This window comes from Mucilaginibacter sp. Mucisp86 (assembly GCF_047324315.1).
GTDB lineage: Bacteria > Bacteroidota > Bacteroidia > Sphingobacteriales > Sphingobacteriaceae > Mucilaginibacter.
This window is the reverse complement of sequence record NZ_CP168503.1, coordinates 6,187,760-6,209,257: the sequence shown is the minus strand read 5'-3', so window position 1 is coordinate 6,209,257 and position 21,498 is coordinate 6,187,760. Positions and strand designations below refer to the sequence as shown.

15 protein-coding genes and 1 pseudogene are annotated in these 21,498 nt (G+C 41.7%); 3 read left to right on the top strand and 13 right to left on the bottom strand.

Annotated elements, in window-relative coordinates:
- Nucleotides 1-16: 16 nt before the first annotated feature.
- The 8 genes and pseudogenes from ACEN9X_RS25885 to ACEN9X_RS25850 all read right to left on the bottom strand — a co-directional run bounded on the left by ACEN9X_RS25885 (nt 17) and on the right by ACEN9X_RS25850 (nt 10,484).
- Nucleotides 17-487, bottom strand: a complete 471-nt coding sequence (locus ACEN9X_RS25885) for a RidA family protein (protein ID WP_413667880.1) — start codon at nt 485-487, stop codon at nt 17-19.
- Between the two features lie 43 nt (nt 488-530).
- Entirely contained in the window at nt 531-2,267 is a 1,737-nt protein-coding gene (locus ACEN9X_RS25880; RefSeq protein WP_413667879.1) for a carboxypeptidase-like regulatory domain-containing protein, read from the bottom strand.
- Nucleotides 2,267-2,536 (bottom strand): DUF4974 domain-containing protein, encoded by a 270-nt coding sequence (locus ACEN9X_RS25875; RefSeq protein ID WP_413671159.1) that lies wholly within the window; start codon nt 2,534-2,536, stop codon nt 2,267-2,269. Before ACEN9X_RS25875 ends, ACEN9X_RS25880 begins: the two co-directional genes overlap by 1 nt.
- 81 nt (nt 2,537-2,617) lie before the next feature.
- Nucleotides 2,618-2,833: pseudogene (locus ACEN9X_RS25870) on the bottom strand (FecR domain-containing protein); the annotation flags it as partial.
- A gap of 1,023 nt (nt 2,834-3,856) precedes the next feature.
- Nucleotides 3,857-6,226, bottom strand: a complete 2,370-nt coding sequence (locus tag ACEN9X_RS25865) for a response regulator (RefSeq protein ID WP_413667878.1) — start codon at nt 6,224-6,226, stop codon at nt 3,857-3,859.
- A 303-nt stretch (nt 6,227-6,529) separates the two neighbouring features.
- Nucleotides 6,530-8,386 carry a beta-galactosidase gene (locus tag ACEN9X_RS25860; protein WP_413667877.1) on the bottom strand — a complete coding sequence of 619 codons (1,857 nt, stop codon included), beginning with the start codon at nt 8,384-8,386 and terminating at the stop codon, nt 6,530-6,532.
- Nucleotides 8,387-8,619: 233 nt separating this feature from the next.
- A complete protein-coding gene (locus tag ACEN9X_RS25855) occupies nt 8,620-9,477 on the bottom strand; it encodes an RNA polymerase sigma factor RpoD/SigA (RefSeq protein ID WP_413667876.1) in 858 nt (285 codons plus the stop codon).
- Nucleotides 9,478-9,488: 11 nt separating this feature from the next.
- Nucleotides 9,489-10,484, bottom strand: a complete 996-nt coding sequence (locus ACEN9X_RS25850) for an NAD-dependent epimerase/dehydratase family protein (RefSeq protein WP_413667875.1) — start codon at nt 10,482-10,484, stop codon at nt 9,489-9,491.
- A 148-nt stretch (nt 10,485-10,632) separates the two neighbouring features.
- Here ACEN9X_RS25850 and ACEN9X_RS25845 point away from each other — a divergent pair, with 148 nt between their 5' ends.
- On the top strand, nt 10,633-11,106 hold the full coding sequence (locus tag ACEN9X_RS25845; RefSeq protein ID WP_090525447.1) for an Lrp/AsnC family transcriptional regulator: 474 nt from the start codon (nt 10,633-10,635) through the stop codon (nt 11,104-11,106).
- Between the two features lie 9 nt (nt 11,107-11,115).
- Here ACEN9X_RS25845 and ACEN9X_RS25840 read toward each other — a convergent pair whose 3' ends face one another.
- Nucleotides 11,116-11,424 carry a hypothetical protein gene (locus ACEN9X_RS25840; RefSeq protein ID WP_413667874.1) on the bottom strand — a complete coding sequence of 103 codons (309 nt, stop codon included), beginning with the start codon at nt 11,422-11,424 and terminating at the stop codon, nt 11,116-11,118.
- A gap of 233 nt (nt 11,425-11,657) precedes the next feature.
- On the opposite strand from ACEN9X_RS25840, the gene ACEN9X_RS25835 reads away from it, so the two are divergent.
- Together ACEN9X_RS25835 and ACEN9X_RS25830 are read left to right on the top strand one after the other, a co-directional pair.
- On the top strand, nt 11,658-11,933 hold the full coding sequence (locus tag ACEN9X_RS25835) for an ArsR/SmtB family transcription factor (protein WP_413667873.1): 276 nt from the start codon (nt 11,658-11,660) through the stop codon (nt 11,931-11,933).
- Between the two features lie 77 nt (nt 11,934-12,010).
- A complete protein-coding gene (locus ACEN9X_RS25830; protein WP_413667872.1) occupies nt 12,011-13,219 on the top strand; it encodes an MFS transporter in 1,209 nt (402 codons plus the stop codon).
- Nucleotides 13,220-13,300: 81 nt separating this feature from the next.
- Here ACEN9X_RS25830 and ACEN9X_RS25825 read toward each other — a convergent pair whose 3' ends face one another.
- The 4 genes from ACEN9X_RS25825 to ACEN9X_RS25810 form a co-directional block, all read right to left on the bottom strand.
- Complete coding sequence (locus ACEN9X_RS25825; RefSeq protein ID WP_413667871.1) at nt 13,301-14,545, bottom strand: DUF4998 domain-containing protein; 1,245 nt, start codon at nt 14,543-14,545, stop codon at nt 13,301-13,303.
- A 39-nt stretch (nt 14,546-14,584) separates the two neighbouring features.
- The gene (locus ACEN9X_RS25820; protein ID WP_413667870.1) at nt 14,585-15,790 is read right to left on the bottom strand and encodes a DUF5000 domain-containing lipoprotein; all 1,206 of its coding nucleotides are present in this window, start codon (nt 15,788-15,790) and stop codon (nt 14,585-14,587) included.
- A gap of 39 nt (nt 15,791-15,829) precedes the next feature.
- Entirely contained in the window at nt 15,830-17,716 is a 1,887-nt protein-coding gene (locus ACEN9X_RS25815) for a RagB/SusD family nutrient uptake outer membrane protein (protein WP_413667869.1), read from the bottom strand.
- 110 nt (nt 17,717-17,826) lie between these two features.
- Entirely contained in the window at nt 17,827-21,315 is a 3,489-nt protein-coding gene (locus ACEN9X_RS25810) for a TonB-dependent receptor (RefSeq protein ID WP_413667868.1), read from the bottom strand.
- Nucleotides 21,316-21,498 lie beyond the last annotated feature (183 nt).

Genomic DNA, 21,498 nt, shown 5'->3' with positions numbered 1-21,498 from the left:
TCTTTCATCATTAGCCTCACTTCTTTTTGATAATCGCCGTAGCTTTTATCTCAATTAAAATATCATCTCTAAAAAGCTTACTAACCTGTACCAATGTGCTTGCCGGTGGTTGTTTAGTGTTCACAAACTTATCCCTGATACCGCGAACCAGCTGAACCTGGGAAGCATCTATCAAATAATAGTTCAGCTCAACCAGGTCATTCATGGTACCGCCGGCAGCTTCAATTATATTTTTGATATTTGTAAAGATCTGTTCGGTTTGGCTTGTCAGATCACCATTCCCGGCAAGTTTGCCATCTTTATCCAAACCAACCTGGCCCGACATGATCACCATGTTGTTTTTACCCAAGTCAACAATTACAGCATGGGAGTAGCCAAACGGTTTGCCTACTGTAGCTGGATTTAAAAAAGTTACGTCTTTATTTGCTTTCTGGGCAAAACATGCCGACGAAGCGCTGAACAAAATGAGATACAGGAGTTTTTTCATAAGGTAATTTTTATCGCACAAAGTTGAGCATCCTGCTGCAAACTTACAATATGGTTATACCCGCCGACCAGCCAATCCAGCCCTTTGTACGGTTGCCCCAATCTATCAAACCTGGTTTATTTTTGATGATCTGCTTAATGTCGCTATCGCCGGGATGATCGCCATTATTGGTGTAAACGTTAAAGGATGGGCCTGCAAAAAAGCTAACTTTTGAACCGGCTTTGAAGTTCAATAAAGCGCTTACCCGGTTTATCTGATTTTGATTTTTCCATCCTTTTGCAAACAACAAATGAGTTGAGCCTTCTGCAGATAAGAATAAGCTATTGTTAAAAATAAAATCATGCCCTAAGCCCCAGCCTGCGCTGTAAAATGTATGCTTATCGGTAAAATTAACGCCTCCGGAAACGATAGAATACAGTTTGGCATTGCCCGATTTGAAAGCAATATTTGTTGTGGTGATCTCGTTGCTGTACACCTCAATTTTAGCATAACCATTTCGTGAAATATTCAGTAAACCGATACCATAACCATCAAGTGTATCCGCGATGTTTACTAATGCAAATGATGATCCTTTTATAACCCTGGCCTTATTGAAAATTCCGGCTACCTGCATCCCACTTGCTTCATTGCCTGTAACGTTGGCTATCCCGGCAATGCTGAAGCCTTCACTGTTTTTCCTGGTATAATTATAAATGCCCGCTGCCTGAAAACCCCTGGTATTGCCATTTACATGATTAAAGATTCCGGCAAGCTGCACACCCTTAACACTATCTTTTATCATATTATAGATACCTCCGGCCTGAAGTCCCGTCATACTTTTTTGATCATTATTACTTACAGCGGCTAGTTGAACTCCTTTGCTGTTACCCCCCACAACATTGAAGAGCCCCGCAGCCTGAACATATTTAACATCCTGCTTGTTAATATTAAACAAGCCGCCAAGCTCAACGCCGTTAACACCTCCATTATAGCCACCTAAAAGATTGAACGAAAAGTTATTGACTATTTGCCCGCTCATAATGCCGTGACTGCCCAAACTTGGCACAAGCGAAGCCTGTACCGGCACTGTTGAAAGATACCCGCCCAGGTTAAGGTTCTGTATTTTTTGGCCTGATGAAAGGAACATTCTGCCCAGCCAGCTCCTGTCTGATTTTGAATTGGCGGCGTCGGCGCTGTAATAATACTCGCGCGGCTTTATAGATACATTTACGTTGTTCAAAAGATTGATGCTTGTATCACGATAAAGCTCCTTGCTTACATTAAGCGTAATCATACCATTGGCCTTTATTTTAAGCTGAAAATGCCCATTCTGATCGGTAAGCGTCGATTCGAGGGAATTTCTTTCGTACACGCTTGCGTTATAAAGTTTTTTGCCGGTTATGTCATCGTACACATAACCGCTTATGTAATAAACATTACCCGGACCGGTTATGGTATCGGGCACAACGCTTAGCCTGTACGGTGTAGGCCGGAGTATAATATACCCCGGCGACTCTTTATAATCAACCTTACCGTGAAACAGCTCATCGAGCAGATTTTTGATAGTTTGACCCGACGTTACCATGCTCACCACACTATCAGTTTTAATAACATCATTACTGTATGAAAAATAAAACTTTCCCTTTTCGCCGATGATATTAAGAATCTCGGCTATCTTTTTTTGTTTAACATTGAGCGTTACAGTCCGGTTTAGGTTATCTTGTGCAAGTGCATTGGTAATGAGCAGGCAACCCGCCAATACCAACATTATATAAAATAGTATGTTTAGTTTCTTTTCCATCAGTTTTTGATTATGATGAGATGTGGTTTCCTGATCACCTTAACATCGCCAAATGTATCTGCAATTGTTTTCAGGATATTGTCCAATGAATCTGCTTTAAATGTGGTTGTTATAGTCCTGTTTGCCAGCTTTTTGTTATCTATCACAATATTTGCATGATAGGCTTCATTGAGCACGTCAACCAGGCGCCATAGCGGCGTTTTATTGGCCACAAACTTTTGGGTACGGTAATAATTATACAACTCGTCCTGGCTGCTGCCTTTTTGCATTTTACCTCCCTGTACCGATGCTCTCTCCTTCGGTTTTAGCTTCACTACAATCTCCTGCTGAATTACCTGCACTATACCGGTTTCAACAATGACCTCGGTGTTGGCGCCGGTAGTTTTAATGTTGAAGGAGGTGCCAACCACCTTTACAACCACATCATTTACGTGGATCATAAATGGTTTTGATTTATCATGGGCCACATCAAAAAAAGCTTCTCCTTTTAATGAAATCTCACGGGTATCGCCGGTAAACTTGTCGGGATAATTCAAAACCGAATTTTTATTCATGGTGATCAACGAGCCATCATTAAAGAATCACCATTTGTTTTTACGTGTGTTTTAGAGTGGGACATATTTTATTTATCAGCTGGTTACACCATGAGAAGATTCCAACTCCAACGGCTGTCAAGGCAATGTGAAATCTCACACAAATGAAATTTGCAAAGTCTGCTCTGAATGATATCATCCCCTGTTTCTGACAACTGTTCAAATCTACCATGAGAGTTAGACTGTCAGCTGACTTTTAGTTCAGGACACACATCACAAAGATTCAAAATTTTTGTTGAGTTTAGTTTTTATGTCACAATGAGGAAATACTACGAAGGGGTTTCACAATGGGCTTGAAGACATCCAACCAATTCCACAATAGGCCTCAAAACCCAAAAAGGAGAACAGGGTTCAACCTAACTGAATGAATGTTTAAAGGTTCAACTGTGAGTTCAACACACACACACACACACATCATCACATTTCTGAGAATCCTTCTGTCTGCTTGAATGAAACACGAAGGTATTTCCTTTTGCAACGAAGGAGAGTCCAAGGCGCTTGAAACATGTTCGACATCAAGCGTCCACAAAGGACCTGAAACATCAGATATGACAGATACCATTCTATGCCTGAGGACATACATAGATGAACATCTATGTGTAGGTTTGTTTAAAACAATGATTCTGTCTAGTTCTAGCATACGAAGATGTTTCCAAGGCCTCAAAGATTCCCATCCAAAGGAGATTAGACATGTAAAAAGAATAGAAAAAGAAACTTTCAAAAGTGCTGTTTCTGTCACTGAAGTAAAGGTGGATCAACACTGTTAGTTGAATCAATTGAGAACATCACAAAGAATGATTCTGAGAATGAATGCTTGTTTTATGGGAAGATGACGTTTCCCGTTTCGAAGGATTGGCCTCAAAGACAAAAAAGGAGATAGTAGTAGTAACAGAAGAGTGTTTCAGAAACAAGGCATGTATCTTCATGGAAACACTGTGAATGGATGACTTCAGAGCAGCATCACAATCCTTCTGTCTTCAGATGTATGAAAGATTTTCAGGCATGCTCCTGCTTAAAAACATAATGGAGCACCTTGCTATGCAGTTCGTCAGGTAAAAAGGGTTTCATCACAATATCGTCAAAACCTGTATTATAAGCATCGTCTTCAACGTCTTTAGGAAGATTGGCTGTAAGCGCAATAATGGGAATATTTACCCCGTTCAATCTCATTTTTTTTGTGGATTCATACCCATCCATAACAGGCATTTGTAAATCCATTAACACAAGGCGATGTTTTGAAGTATCCAGCTTGTCAAGTGCTTCCTGGCCGTTGGTTGCTACATCTGTAGCGGCGCCCCAGCGTTTTAAGTAAGTTTGCGCAACCAGCACGTTCATTGGGTTATCATCAACCAGTAAAATAGAGATCCCGTCGAGAAGCTTATCCGCCGCATCTGGTTTAACGTTAACGTCAACCGCCCCCGATATACTACTTGCTTTCTCAAAGGTTTGAATAAAGTAAAATATCGAGCCCACTCCTTCCTCACTAATCAATTGTAAAGCCGAATCCTGTAGTTCCAATATTTTTTTGCTGATAGCAAGACCTAAACCTGTGCCTCCAAAACTTCGTGATATAGATGAATCGGCCTGGGTAAAGCGTTCAAATATTAATTTCTGTTTACCGCGGGGGATGCCGATACCTGTATCTTTAACAAATAACATTAATGTGGCGGCAGTGTCAGTTTGTTCTTTCACTTCCATCCCCAATACAACCTCGCCGCTCGGGGTAAATTTGATAGCATTATGAACAAGATTGCTAATTACCTGCGATAACCGGGTGGGATCGCCAAGTAGTTTATGCTGCAATTTCTTATCAAAATCAAGCCTCAGTGTAATCCCCTTATCATGAGCAGCCGTTTGTAAGCCGCCTACCACATTGCGGGCAATTGCAGCCAGATCCATCTCTATGTGTTCAAAGGTAATTTTGCCTGCTTCGATCTTGTTGTAATCAAGGACGTCGTTCACTATCGCCAACAGATTATTAGCCGAAAAGAGCATGACATCGAGATGTTCGATCTGATCTTTACGTGGCTCGTTCCTCAGCAGCAGATGGCTCATACCTATTACCGAATTTAACGGTGTCCGGATCTCGTGGCTCATCGTGCTTAAAAATTCACTTTTAACCTTTAAACCCTGTTCGGCCTCAGCTTTAGCCTTTTTTAACACAAATGATACCCTGTGCGCCAGAACAAGCGACTGTAAAAAGAAAAATGCGATATAACCTAAAAAACTTACCAGCTGCAAGGGAGGTATTAACGCCCAGTAGTGAAAAAGCGATATCCCAAATACCGACATTAAAGCAAATGCGCTCATCAAAGCATAAACAGACCCCGGCCGGTTATTGCGCCATGCTTTTGAGTATACATAAGGAATATAAACGAGGCAAAAAAGCATCACCACCAAAAAGGGATTTACCAACTGGGTGAAAATTACAGCAGGACTAAATAATGTCATTACTGCAAACGAAAAGCTAATGCCATTAATGACATTCACTATCCGGCTGTTTACATCTGCAGGATATAAGTACAAAGTGTAGAAACCAAACAAACCTATCCCTAAAAACAAGCTCGTATACTCCAACCTCGCTGTAATGTACCAATTAATATCAGGCAATAAAGTATGCAAGACATAGTTATCGGTACCAATGATCCGGTAACTATAAACTATAGAAAACAAAGCAAAAAGTAAAATAGCTTTATCGCGGCTGCCCAACAAATACAAGCCAAGGAAAAATAACCCTCCCATCATTAAACAGCCTGTAAGCATCAGGTCAATACCTTCTGCCCTGTGCCGGGCAAGGTCAATTCTATCTGCCGGTCCTATGAATATTGGTTTACTGATACCACCTTTGCTATGTATAAAATTGGAAATTTGTAATGTGATATTAATGGTATCACTGTTAGGCAAGTCGACAGCATGATACTCCCAATGTGCTTCAAAACCCTTTGCAGAAGTGGTTACCCTTCCGTTTGACGACGCTAATTTGCTGTTAATATAAAGCCGGTAAGCACTATAGACATCGGGCATCGCCAACTTTAATGCTACGTGCTTTTGAGGTAACAAAACTTTAAGTCTGTAAGTTCCGTAACCAAATGCCGTTAATTTTTTCCCTCTCCAGGTATATCCGTTCCATTTAAAAGGAAACTCAACCAGCAGCCTGTCTTTAATAACATCTGTATCGCCGGGCTTTAGCAATTGGTTCCAGTAAAACAACCAATTCCCGGTAAGCTCAATTTTATCGTTGATAGGTTTGCTGCGCAGATCCAATACACCGTGAACCGCAGCTACATAATTAGTTTGTGCAGATACCCTTGCAGCGGTTCCGATCAATAAAACAAACGCAATATGTAGAACTTTGCTGATCCTCATTGATTTACGGCTTTTATTATGAAAATCAAAAGCCTATAAATTTGTTTCGTTTTGGATTAGGAATACGGTTAATTTCCATAATCGGTTTAGGGATTTTCATAATAAAGTGTGAATATAACAACCCATACGAATATTTTGAACTATTATTATTGCTTATCGATTGATATAAACAATAGGTTAAAATTGCGAGCAAATTTAAGTAGTAATAGTTAATGTTAAAACCCAAATCTTATTGATTAGCAATAACAAAAAAGCAGCAGAATGATTTTCCTGCTGCCTTTGATTGCGTTAATTAAATAAATATTATTTGGTTACAGGGCCATCTAATACTGGCACTAGTACACTGCTAATTTCTGTCTGTTTAGTATCATTTAACTGATCAAGTACAACAATGCTGTTTGCTCCTTTTTTAAGCCAGCAGCCCGGCACATATAGTGTTTGTTGCGGACCAATCTTCCAGTAGCGGCCAATGTTAATCCCGTTTACAAATACGATACCCTTACCCCAGTTTTTCATATCCAGGAAGGTATCACCCAGTTTGTTGAGGTCAAATGTTCCCTGGTAAAGTGTCGGGCTGCCGGCTGTGTTGGTTGTCCCCGCCATAAATGCCGGAACTTTATCCATCGGGAGCTTATACATTTGCCAGTTACCGGTAATTTCATGATCGTCGATTTTTACCGGGCTGATGATACCTTTAAGATTGTGAATGATTTCGCCACCGTAATTGATGCGGCCAAGATTTTCAACCAATATATCCAAACGAGCATTAAACGGGATATTTATAGGGCATGTAAATTTATTGCCTTGCCTGTTAAGCTCGCCAACTCTTTCACCGTTTATATAAATCGTTGCATAATCTCTTAACCCTTCCAGGTTTAAAGTACCATTAATAGGTTGCGTAAACTTGCGGCTGTATAATACATAACCATGCCCCTGGTTAAGTGTTTCAAATGTTTGCGGAGTATCGCTTTCTACGGCTTGCTGATTTTTTGCAAATTCCAGCAGATCGGCTGTTTTAGTAAGTTTAATAGCAGGAATCTGAATCACCGGAATTTGTGCAGGTACTTCCGGAATTGAATAAGCTGCATATTTCTTCATCAGGTTACGGATAGCCGTAAATTTAGGTGTTACCCATCCGGCTTCACTTATTGGCGCATCATAATCATAGCTGGTAATATCCGGTTGAATCTGATGCTCTTTATCATAATTGGCACCACTGGTAAAACCAAAATTGGTACCGCCATGCGCCATGTAGACATTAAATGATACGGTATCTTTTAGATATTTCTCCAGATCTTTAATTACCGAGGTCTCTGACACTTTCTCAAATCTCTCACCCCAGTGGTCAAGCCAGCCTGGATAATATTCGGCCACCATGTATGGGCCTTTTCCATCGTTATATTGATTAATAAGCTTCTTCAGGTTTTTGGTGTCCCCTTCTCCGTTAGCCGTTGGCAATGCGCCTTGAATTACGCCGCCCTGAAACAGCCAGTCGCCGTCTGAAGTAAACAGAGGCACATCAACGCCTGCTTTTAGCAATAAATCCTTTATAGCCACGCTATAGATTTTATGATCGGCAAGCGGCACGTCCTTGCGCTGTGCTACGTACGATCCAAATTCATTTTCCGCCTGAACCATGATTATCGGCCCTCCGTGAGTTATTTGCAAGTCTTTAACCTGCCCCATCAATTGGTTAATATAAGTTTTGCATGAATCCAGAAAGCGATCATTTTTGCTGCGGATCACCAGTTGCTTATCATTTTGAAGCCACCACGGATAGCCCCCAAATTCCCATTCGGCACAAGCATACGGACCCGGTCTTAATATCACCATCAAACCTTCCTGCTGTGCAGTTTTTATAAACTCACGGATATCGCGGTTATCAGTTTTGAAATCCCAAACGCCCGGACTAACCTCATGATGGTTCCAGAAAACATAGGTTGCAACGGCATTCATGCCCATTGCGCGAAGCATCTGCAGGCGTTGTTTCCAGTAAGCCTTTGGGATCCTGGCAAAATGCATTTCGCCACTGTGGATCTGGATTGGTTTTCCATCGTAAATAAAATTGCCATCGGCAATTTTAAAAGTGTGTTTTGCCTGGCTAAAGGCCTGTGAAGTAATGAGGATTAACAATAATAAAGAGAGAAGTGCTTTTTTCATTTGCATTTGTAGAGTTGACTCATGATAGATCATGTATAAGTATACTGACCGCTATGTTTACGAGCCCCTAAATTATAAAGCTTAAATAGGAATGCCTAATTTCCTGCAATCTTAATTTAACGCAAACGTTTGCCAAACAAAAAAGGTATATCGAATATCGTTACTGCAGGATTTGAATCCCAATTGAATAGATGAACTTAGCCAACAAGAAAGCAATGATAAAGTTCTTGATACTAATGAATTTCAAACTTTTGGAACCGGGCGTTTTCCTGAAGCTTGGTGATGGCGCGGTTCCTTAGCTGCCTCACCCTTTCTGCGCTAACCCCAAGTCGGCTGCCTATTTCGGGCGCCGAAAGTTCACCATAGCCATCCAGCCCATAATGATAAAATATAACAGACCGTTCGTTACTATTTAGCTTGCTGAGCAAATCATCAAGTTGTTGTTTGATTTGAGATGCTTCTAAAACACCTTCGGCTCCGGGTTCGTCAATCTGTAAACGATCAAGCAGGCCATATCCATCGTCGGCCGTTGTATCGGCCTTATCATACGAATGTGTAAAAGGCGCTACATGCAAAGCCTCCTTTACTTTCCATTCAGCAGTTTCCAGAAATGCAGCTATCTCATCCTGAACAGGCAGCCTTTCGAGCTGCTGCTCCAAAACGCCTGTCGCCCTGTTAACATGTACTATCATATCCACCTGGTTAGCAGGCAGGCGGATCATCCGCGTTTTGTCAAGGAGCGCTTCCATAATACGCTGCCTGATCCACCAAACGGCATACGATATAAACTTGAAACCGCGGGTTTCATCAAAGCGCTTCGCGGCTTCGAGTAAACCTAAATTACCTTCGCTTATCAAATCGCCCATGGGCATACCCTGATGTTGATATTTCTTCGCCACTGAAACTACGAAACGCAGATTGGCCTTTACCAGCTTATGCAAAGCCGACAGGTCTCCCTGGCGGATCTTCCCAGCCAGCAGAACTTCCTCCTCCGCATTAATAGTTGGCTCACGGGCAATGTCGCTAAAATATTTCTCGAGCGAGGCAGCGTCACGAGCGGTGATAGATTGGGTAATATTCAGGTCTCTCATTAGGCCTTCGTTTAACTCATAGTTGCTGCATTGCTGTTTTTATAAACCGGCTCCAGGTGATCAAACATGTCTTTAGTCATTGCTGCCAAATCGTATTCTGGCTGCCAGTTCCAATCATGCCTTGCCATAGTGTCATCAACGCCGGCCGGCCATGAATTTGCGATGGACTGGCGCTTATCTGCATTATAGCTGATAGTAAAGTCGGGGATATGCTTTTTCAACGCTATTGCAAGTTCGGCAGGAGTAAAACTTAATGCACCTATATTGTAAGCGCCGCGCTCTTTGAGGGCTTCCTTGGGTGCATTCATCAGCTCGAGTGTAGCCCTTACCGCATCATCCATATACATCATAGGCAATGCAGTATCCGGGTTCAGATAGCATTCGTAAGATCCGTTTTGTAAAGCTTCGTGAAATATGGCCACAGCATAATCCGTAGTGCCGCCACCAGCCGGAGCGCTATAGCTGATTAACCCTGGATAGCGCAGACTGCGCACGTCCAATCCGTAGTGCTCCCTGTAATAAGCACACCACTGCTCGCCAGCTTCTTTACTGATACCGTAAACTGTTTGAGGATCAAGCAAAGCATCCTGCGGACTTATTTTACGGGCTGTTGACGGGCCAAATACAGCAATGCTGCTTGGCCAAAATACTTTATCTAATTTATGATCCTTAGCTACCTCCAATATATTAAGCAGGCTTTGCATATTCAGGTGCCATGCCTTAAGCGGGGCTTCCTCTCCTTTGGCAGATAAAGTAGCCGCCAAATGATAAATTTGAGTTACACCATAAGTAACAACCAGGCTTTCGAGGTCATCTTTATCCAATACATTTAACTGATGATATGGCCGCTGCTGATCAGATATTGCTGTGGCATCATGCAAATCGGTAGCAATTACTTGTTTCCGGCCGTAAACCTTTCTTAAAGCGGCAACGAGCTCCGTACCAATCTGCCCGCAGGCGCCGGTAACGAGGATTACAGCTGATAGTTGTTTTTTTTGATATTCCATAGTATTATGATGTAAAATTGTATATTCACAAACTCATAATCCATAGAGTACTTAAAATTTGGTTTTGCAAACTATTTTTACATTAAAAAACAGTTTGTAAAACTTTTGACAAATATTTAAAGCTTCCATTTTAGTTTTTATAACTCCTATGCTCAACCAACTCGACGAAACCGATATCCGCATACTTCAGCTTTTGCAGGAAAATGCCCGCCTTACCGGCCAGGAAATAGGCCTTAAGCTCAACAAAACCACTACGCCTATCAATAACCGCATCCGCTCGTTGCAGGAACGCGGTTATATTAAAAAATACGTTGCGGTGCTTGATCATGAAAAGCTGGAGCTTGATTTCATGACTTTTACACACGTGCAACTAAAAGACCATAGCCAGCACAGCTTAAGCCACTTTGAAAGCGAAATCATTAAACTACCTGAGGTTTTAGAATGCTATCACCTTACAGGCGATTTTGACTTTATCCTTAAGGTGACTGTAAAAGACCGCAAAGAATACTATGACTTTTTGATGAACCGACTTTTCGCGGTAGTCGCTATTGGTAAGGTAGAAACCAAACTGGTAATGAAAGCTGCAAAAACCGAAACGGCATTACCTATCGGGAAGCAGTAGTTCAAATCGTCAAAAATAAGATTCTGTTGAGGCAACCAGCTCAAGCAGTTCAAGCTTAGGTTCAACCTCTAAATCGCTGGCTTCAAGTTCGGTGGCGAATTTATGAAAGGAAGCCAATCCCTGTAGCACCAGGTGAGCTTCCTCATTTTCCAACTGATCGAAATGCATAAATGTTTTACCGTCGGGCAATAGCCACGCGGTGTACTTTATGCCGGGATGATTTAAGGTTTTCAACTCTTCAACAATGGCAGCTATGTTGCGTTGATTGGTTGCCACAAACCCGGGGCGTGTGGTATATTGTACTCTTACTACTTTCATACCATGAAGCTACATTAAATACCGCCTGCATTAAACAGGCAAACGCGCCAAGCAACAGGGGCATTTGTGACAAATTTTAAGCTCTGCCAGATCTTCCCGTTCAATTAGCAACTGTACCTGCCTTTAATATTGTCATTACAGTGTTTTAAATACATAGAAACATTTCTATGTATTAATATTATTCTACCTTTGCGTTACCAACGTTGATTAAATATCATCTGAAGCAAAAGATAATGGACAATAAAAAAATAGAAAAAATATCCAGGGCGCTGAGTGACACAAACCGGATAGCTATTTTACAACAGTTTAAAAAGAGGAAGGATTGTTTGTATTGCGCCGAGGTGAACGATCTTCTTGACCTTACCCAGCCTTCCGTTTCACATCACCTTAAACAATTGGTTGATGCCGATTTGTTATTGCCGCAAAAGGAAGGCCGGAACCTCAAATACGTACTAAATCAGGAAGTACTTGACGAGTACATTGCTTCGTTGAACGATTTAAAAGGTTAAAATTAGTTTTTATCGATAAAATTTAATTTTCAGGACATAAAACATCGAAAGATTTAAATATTTAAATACATCTACTTATGAATAAATCAATCTACATTATGGCGCTGGGCGCATTCGGTATAATTACTACCGAATTTGGGGTAATAGGCATCCTCCCCGACCTTGTAAAAGAGTTTCATATTTCAATTGATACAGCAGGATGGTTGCTTAGCGCCTTTGCATTAACAGTGGCGCTTGCCGGGCCGTTTACTAATATGCTCACCGCCCGCCTCAACCGCAAATTTGTAATGTGCCTGGTATTGGGAATATTTGTTATTTCTAATTTATTATCGGCAGTTGCGCCAAACTTTACAGTGTTGATGATAGCCCGCATATTACCGGCATTTTTACACCCGGTATTCTGGGCTGTATCTATGACTGCCGCTGCCAAACAGGCGGGGCCTAAAGATGCCCCTAAAGCCATTTCTATAGTTATGGCGGGGTTAAGTGTAGCAACAGTGCTTGGCGTACCTTTAACCACTTACATGGCCGATCTTTTTAGTTGGAGGGCTTCCTTTGTTGTATCAGCTATTGTAAACTTACTGGCTTTTGGTGCATTGGCGCTTTTCTCACCGTCAATGCCTGTTAATGAAGAATTGGCAAGCCCTAAAAGCCAGGTAAAATTACTGCGAAATGTACATTTATGGGTTAAATTACTGGCTTCAACCATTATACTGGCGGGTATGTTTGCCACCTACGGATATCTTGCCGAATATCTTGATAAAGTATCGCACATGAGTGGGGCGCAGATCAGTATCATGCTGCTGGTATTTGGTGGTACAGGTATTGCTGGCAACTGGTTTATGGGTATTGCCCTTAGCAAAAACGTAATACTTACCACACGCCTGTTTTTACTTTCATTGGTTGCAACCCATATATTAGCTTATCAGTTTGGCGGACATTTTATTCCGATGGTCATTATTCTCTCGGTTTGGGGATTTATACACACCGGGGGATTTTTGGCTGCCAACATACAGCTCACCCACGGCATTCAGGAGCCTGCGCTCGACTTTGTAAACAGCCTGCTTCCCTCCTTTTTTAATGCAGGCATTACGCTGGGCACTTTACTCGGTGGCTTTGTGATTGCCCATTATGGCATTCAACAAGTAATTTGGATGACGGTACCGTTGCTTTTACTTGCATTTGGTATGAGCTTTATTAAAGCAAGTATTTCAAAGAAAGCAGCATCGGAAAACATTGAAGAAATACCGGAACCCGAAGCTGTACAAATGGCAGTTTGCGAATGATCGATCAGCTCAATAGCGAACTAAGGTATTATAAAAAAAGAAAGGCCTTGATTAGTATCAGGGCCTTTCTTTTTAGCATTCTTAATTTTTAAATAATTTGATATTAAATACCGTAAAGTAATTGCCCGGATTGCCATTGCCTACCAGGTTACCCAAAAATCCTATCGACACCACTTGTGGTGAAGTAAGTGTGAACGTGAAAGTTTTTACTTCTCTCGAATTTGGACTGGTTGTACCTACTTTTGCGCCATTATACATATTTACAGATCCCAACGCGGTAGAAAGGTTTGCAAGTACAGGGATACCATTTCCTGCCGCAGCTACGCAATAAACAGATGAATTTGATTGTACTTCTGAGTAAGAATCAAATGAAACTATATAATTGCCGGCTGGCAGCGCTGAAGATGTTGCCTGGTAAACTATACCATCCACTACAGGGGTATTATTCCATGTTTCCCAGTTAATGGTTCCTCCTCCGTCTGAGCTGTAACCACCGTTTGTTCCTCCGTCTTTATTTTTGGCAGCAGCATTGGTTATCCATGGCGCAGCGAGCGTTCCCCAGCGACCATCATAGGTATTTCGCTGAAAAGGCCCCGTATTTGAGAGGTAAATACTGGTTACATCGGCCTTAACACTGTGATCCTGGAAATCTGTATAGAAGGTGTCAATAGCTGTCTTATTAGGTTTAAATGAGGTACGATAACTGATAACACCACCTGCTTTAAATTTAGGCAGTGATGTACTTAACCCTGAAGGCAATGAAACAATGAGCGTATCATGCTGTTTGTTAGAAGCGTCTGTATATTTGATCTCCATCGACTGCAATCCGTCATCGGCGTTTACATCGGCCCAGTTAATTAAGGCCGAGCCATCCGTTTGAAGTTCGGCTTTGGCAATACCACGATTAATCAGCGAGCTCTGATATAAACTGCCATAAACATTGCCTGCAAGGGTAACCGGAATAGATACGTGTCCTTCGCCATCATAAGTGCGAACTTCAAAGGTCATGACACCTTCTGGTAAATTGGGTATAAACAATTTCGCCGTGTCAACCCCGGATGTACGGGTTACAGGGGTTACTATCGAGTCCTGTTTACTGTTCCAGTATACCTTATATTTTACAATTTTAGGATCTGATGTAAACAAACCGGTCAACAAAACACGGTTCCTGCCCGAAAATACCTGCACCGAATCAAGTTTACCGGGGTATATAATAGGGCCATTGGGCTCATATTTCTTTTTGTAATCATCCATTTTAGTACAGGCGCTCATGATGAAAGCCGTTAACATTAACAGATAGTATGATATGATTTTATATGGTTTCATAATTGAAATTAAATTGAAAGAAAGCTTCCGCACATTTTACTACTTTCCAAATAAGGTAAACTCGCTGATACTCATAAAGTACGATCCTGTCCAGTTGCGCAGGCTCCTGATCCTAAGGTACCTGTAACCGCTTAGCCCGGCCGGGAAATCAAATCCCCATCCGTCATGGGCGTAATTATAATCGGCAGCAGTTTCCGTACCTGATGGTGAGCCAGATGGTTTTACCACATTACAGGTTATCAGTTTTGTCCATGAGGCATCAAGGGCGCCATTCACATTTGGCGCGTTTGATCCCCATATTTCAAAGTCGCGCAGGTTACCCCTTACATAATAAACATTACCGATCTCGATGAAAGGATTCAATATAAAACGACTGAATACCCGCTGCTTGCCAAGATCAATAGTAACCATTTGCGGGCTACCAGCACTTTCAACTGTGAAAAGGCAATTTGGCCAGCCACCGGTAAAGTTTCCATCAAAAATCTTGGTTACATCGGTATATGAATACAGGTTAGTAGCATCGCCAGGCAATGCATAAACAGACCAATCTGCTTTCGAAAACTGTTCCTCATAAAACGGTGTAAACTTTAAAAATAAAGTATCGGATTTATTTAAAAACCTGTCCCTTACAAAAAATGCGTACTTGCGCTCAATGGCAGGCTGGCCTCTTACTGCAGCCTTTATCAAAACACTGTTACTGTAAATGTTATCCATGCCCTTTGGTTGTACGTATTGGCCGTTATTGGCAGTATCAACCATGGGCACAATAGCAAGGTTATCTTTAGCTGCGTTATCGCAGGTTACATTAAAACCGCCGAATGTTGGTGTTACCTTAAGCGAACGGAAGGCAAGTAAAAAAGGCGGGGTTAAAGGGTTTACTGTAACCGAAACCGGTGCCGAAGCCTTTTCGCTGGAGTTAACAGCATATAATTTTACCACATGCGCTAACGTATCGCCAAAGCCATCAACAGTTAAATTGTTGGTATAATGTGAGGCTATTACCTCACGCGTTTTGCCCGGCGAGGTTTCGTAAACAGCTTTTACATAAAAAAGATCATTATCGCTCGGCAGCGAATATGTTAAAGTGGCCTGGCCATTCAGGTTTTGCACCTGTACATTACTTACAACTCCGGGGCCATTATTATTTGTTATAGTTGGTTTATTAAGTGATTCCTGCTTGCATCCTGCTATGGCTATCATCGATAGCAATATGCACCAAACAGCTTGTAGTTTCTTTGTTTCCATGTTAATGCTTTTTGTGTTAAACATATTATTGCTACGCATTTACCAGTTAGGGTTTTGCACCAGGTTTTGATTAACCAGCAGGTCGCTTTCCTGTATCGGCCATAAATAATCACGCGGGATCACGAAATGCCTCGAATAAATGGTACGTTCGCGATAATACAATTCGGGCGAGTTTTCACTAATTGACCAGCCTGTTACGTTTCCGTTAAGCTCAACACCGGCAGTTTTCCAGCGCAGCAAATCCCAGAAACGGTGCCCTTCAAAACAAAGTTCAAGGCTGCGCTCGCGCTGAATGATTGAGCGCATACCATCCTTAGTAGTATATTTAGTTGGATTGATGCTGTAGTTTGACCACGACTGCTGAACTGTAGGCAAACCAGCCCTTGCCCTGATACGGTTTACATAGGTATACACATCCGCCACTGGCCCCTGTGCCTCGTTCAATGCTTCCGAGTAAAGCAAATACAGATCAGACAGGCGCATTTCGGGCCATGGATAGTTGATATAAGTAACAGTTGCCCACTCATAATGCCAGTTAAGCGCTTTTTTCATATAAAAACCGGCAATAGGAATTGGTGAAGACTGACCAACTTCGGCACCGCGCGATTTCATCCACCAGGTGTTTTCGTCGGTTTTGGTTGGACTGTTGGCCATATACCAAACACCGCGATCAAATCCCAGATCGGCATAATAACGAGGCTCCCTGTCAAAATTGAGCCTTGCAGTGGTTTCACCCTCTTTGATGTTAAAACGGTCGGCATGCGTACCAACCCTTAGCTGAGCTATATCGCTAAAGTCTAGCGTTTTATCCTCGTTAATTGGCACACCATTTTTAGTATAAAACATTTTGGCCATTTTTATGGTAGGGCCAAGCAACGGACGGTTTGCTGATTTCGCGGCATCAGCATTGTTGAAATCATACTGCCCTGCGCACATTGACTGGAAAAATGAATTATAGTTGATGTTATTATTGGCGGTTAGCCCCCATATCAATTCATTATTCCATTTTTCACTCATAGCGTTCCTGATGCTCATCTGCGTCATGGTAGTATCGCTAAGCGGATTTGTTGGCGCAGGAAAAGTGTATAAACTGATATTTTGTGATTCGCAAAAATCAATGGCCGTTTTGCAGGCATCTGCGGCACGTTGCCATTTTTCAACACTAAAGGCAGGGTTAAATAATTGTTCACCATCTTTATTTTTAAATGAGCTATAATCCGGGTTACCATTAAACAGCGGGCTTGCAGCTGTTACCAATAATTTGGCCTTCATACTTAAAGCTGCTGCTTTGGTAACGCGACCAAGTTCGCTTCCTTCATTGCGGATTGTTAAAGGTAATTTTGCCGCGGCCTTATCATACAGATCAGCAATATAATTCACAACTTCATCAACCGGGCGGCGCTTTACCCTGATTTCATCGATAGGCGCATCAATGGCCAGGTTTTTATCAATAATAGGTATCGGCCCATACGCCCTGAATAGCTGAAAGTGATAAAAAGCTTTTAAAAATTGTGCTTCAGCAATCCAACGTTCACGTGTGTCGATATCAAGGTCGCGAACTTTGGTTTGATCACTTACATTGTCAATAAAAACATTACAATCGCGAATTGCCTTATAGTTTGCGGCGGCATCCCTGGTACCATTCATGTAGTTGGCAATAGGATCTGATGAGTTTTGAAACCCTCTTGGTAACTGCAAAACGTTTGTTGAACGGATGTGATTTGCAGGGTCCTCTACCCAGACCTCATCGCCAGCAGTTAAACCAACGTTGTAAGTAGGATCGGTTTCTGTAGGCAGGTATGAATAGCAGGTAAACAGGTATTTTTCTGCCTCGGTTTTTGAAACAAAAGCATTAGCTATTGTTGATACGTTATCAGGAACAACATCCAGAAATGACTTTTTGCAGGATGATATCGGAATAATCATTATCAAGATCAGCATTCCAAAAGAGAGATACCCTTTAGGTGCTTGGCTTAATACTAAACCCTTAATTTTTTGTATAAAATTACTTTTCATATAAAGTGATTTGAAAGCTTTTAAAATTCTACCCTTAGGCCCACGTTAAATACTTTTTGAATTGGATAGCCCAATCCTGATGTTCCCATTTCCGGGTCCCAGAGTTTAAAGCTGCTTAAGGTTAGCAGGTTGAGGCCGTTCAGGTAAATACGGGCACTGCTCAAATGGATAAACTTAAGCTGGTTCTTGTTAAAATTGTACCCAAGTTCTGCTGATTTAAGGCGCACAAATGATCCGTTGCGCAGCCACCAGGTAGACGTTTGGGTGTTATTACCTTGTATGTTGGTACTTAACCGCGGCCAAAAGGCATAGGGGTTACGATTATCTTCCGACCAGTGGTCGTTAGCTATCGTGCTTAAAAGCCCGCTTTGGTTACCAGTATTAAGGCCGTTAGGCTGCAAACCGTTAACGAGGTAAAAAGGGGAAATATCCGCCGAGTTTATAATAAAAGACGAGCGTGCAGATCCCTGGAAGAACGCGCTGATATCGAAATTCTTATAACCGAAAGAAAAGCCAAATCCGTAGATAATTTCGGGTACAATCGGATACCCGATCGGCACAACGTCCGAACTGGATATTTTACCGTCGCCATTCATGTCACGGTATTTGATATCGCCCGCTTTATAATCGCCAAAGCTTTGAACCGGCGAGTTGGCAACATCTTTATCATCGATAAATAACCGCTCGGCAAGAAGGCCGTAGATCTGGCTCAATGAGTTGCCAACCCGGCTAAGGTATTTAAGGTCATTACCATAAACCGGCTCTTCATTTTTTAACAATTTGCTTTTAGAATAAGTAAGCGTACCACGCGATTGAACCCAAAATGAATTGCTAAAGTTCTTTTTATAATCCATGGCTATATCAATACCTCTGCTGGATGATTTGCCGGCATTTGATGATATATTGGCCTGTAAACCCATCGAGGTAGGTATGGTGCTACGTACCATCAGGATATTATCGCGTTTTTGCTGATAAGCATCTACGGTTAAAGTAAAGTTTTTAGCCACCGTTAAATCCATACCTATATTGGTTTGCCTTGATTGTTCCCAGGTTATGTTTTGGTTTTCGTAACGGTTGGTGACTATACCCGGCCTGCTGTAGGTATAGTTAGTACCAAACTGACCGTTCGAGCCATTATTTAAGTTAACATCTGAGAGGTAGAAGAAACGGTCATTACTCGAGCCGATTTGGTCATTACCTACTAAACCATAGGTAAACCTGAATTTAAGATTATCGATAGTTGACAGCAATGGTTCAAAAAACTTCTCGTTCGATACAACCCAACCGGCACCTACAGAAGGGAAAAAGCCGAAACGGTGATTGCTTGCAAAACGTTCGGAACCATTATAGCCAAAGTTAAACTCAACCAAATAACGGTTATCATAACCATAAGTAAACCTGCCCGATACACCCTGATTTCGTGACGGTAAGGATAGTTGGAGCGTTGGCGCATTAGCGGTAAGATAATTACGCATGGTGCCAATTAACAAGCCACTAACAGCATGTTTTTGCCCAAATGTGCGGTTGTAATTTACTGCCGCCTCAATATATGTAGTTGAGTTGGAAATGCTGCCTCCGGGGCTATAAGTTAAATACTCGGTTGGTATGGCACCTACACTGCCTTGTGCTCCGCTATTAAGTAAAGTTAAACCATTAAATTGCCCATTAATTACATTTGATTGGTAGTAGTAAGGGCTGTATTGACGTGAAACTGTGAAGTACGAATAACGGGTTGTGTACGCCATTACCCTGCTTGATAAGCCCTGAGTAATAAAATCAAGTTTTTGATTTAGGTTTAACTGCGCTGTCAATGTACTTGTATTTGAAGTCTGGTAGCCTGATAGAGATTGCGCATACGGATTCATATACAGGCCGCCGCCGGGTATAAGCGCATTACCAAAAAGCGGGTGACTTGCGTACGGTAACAAATTACCAGGATAAATAGCCGGAAATGCTACCGGGTTGCTCCACAAAGCATTTAAAAAAGTGTAACCGCCGCCATTAATGGGCCCGTGATAACTATCAAACTGCCCCTTTAAGCTTACTACGGCCTCAGTGGTTTTAGTAAGGTTTAAAGTGGTATTTGATAAAATAGAGTATGATTGCAGCTTAATGTTATTGCTGAAATTATTAAGGCTGTTCTCGGCCAGGTTGCCATTGTCGATATTGTAGGTCATGGCCAGATAGTACTTAGCTTTTTCCGACCCGCCACTGGCGTTCATGTTATACCTTTGATTGTTGGTTTTGGTTTTGATCAACTGTTTGATCCAATTATTATTAGGATATAACAGCGGATCATCACCTTTGGCTGTATGATCTATTTTATTTTGTGAGTACGGCAAAATGCCCAGAGGGTTACGGGTAAGCACGGCTTCATTAGCCAGTGTCATGTACGTAATATTATCGGCCAAATCAATATTTTTAATATTAGATGAGGTTGAGTTTTCACCCCGGATATTGAACTTAACAGCACCTACATCACCACGTTTGGTGGTTACCAATATTACGCCGTTTGCTCCCCTTGCACCATACAATGATGAAGCTGTAGCATCTTTCAATACCGAAAAACCCGATATATCGTCCGGCTGAAGCCTTGCCAGATCGGTGGTACTCGATTCAATACCATCAATTAATATCAACGGATCTACCTTACCTGCACCAAAAGTCCCCACCCCTCTTATAAAGAACTGGGCGTTATCAGCACCAGGTTCACCGCTTCTTTGGTATGAGATCATGCCGGGCACAACACCTGCAAGCATGGTGGTAAGGTTACTTGACGGCCCTTTTAGTTGCTTTGGGTTTACAGTAGTGATAGAGCTAACAAGACTTGTCTTTTTTTGCGTTCCGTAAGCAACTACGGCTACTTCTTCAAGTGCATTTTTATCAGCCCCCATTTGCACATTAATTCTATAAACGCCGCCCGCTGATGGAGTATAGTTTGCAAGATCAAACTCCTGCGATTTTGATCCTACAAATGAAAAAACAATAATTGTACTTCCGCCCTCTTTTAGATTAAGGGTATACTTTCCGTCTACATCTGATTGTGTACCGTTCATAGTTCCTTTAACTTTAACACTTACACCGGGTAGCGTAAGTCCTTTGTCATCCGAAACAACGCCTTGTACCTTTTTGGGTACGGGAGGCACCGAAGGCTCTTTTTTTAATGGAGGGGCAACAGGCGCTGGTTCACTTTTTTCAATAACAATGAGCTGGTCGCGCAATACGTAGTTTAGATTTTTTCCCTTTAAAAGAACACTGAAAACTTCTTTCAGCTCTGCGTTTTTAAAATCAACAGTAACAAGTTCCTTGTCATTTAAAAGATTGTTACTGTAAAAAACAGTTAGACCTGTTTGCTTTTTAATCGATTTAAATACTTCGGCCAAACTAATATTGGCCTTTTTAAGCGTTATTGGCCCCGTAGCCTGTGCCTGTACCGCACTGTACCGGGTTACCAATAAAAGAAAAATAAAAGGCAGTATAAGCCGCCGGTTGAATAAAATTCTATCCATACTTATTGGGTTTATGATTTGGTTTTCTATAAGACCGTATCCTGATGAAACGGGTGAACTGGAACAGGAAAAAATGTATTTTTTTTATCACAAGGTTCTTAAAGGATGCAATTAGCAGTGTTTCAATGCATTAAAAACTAAAAACTCTGGTTAATCAATGACAATAAACGCCCATATGCTCAA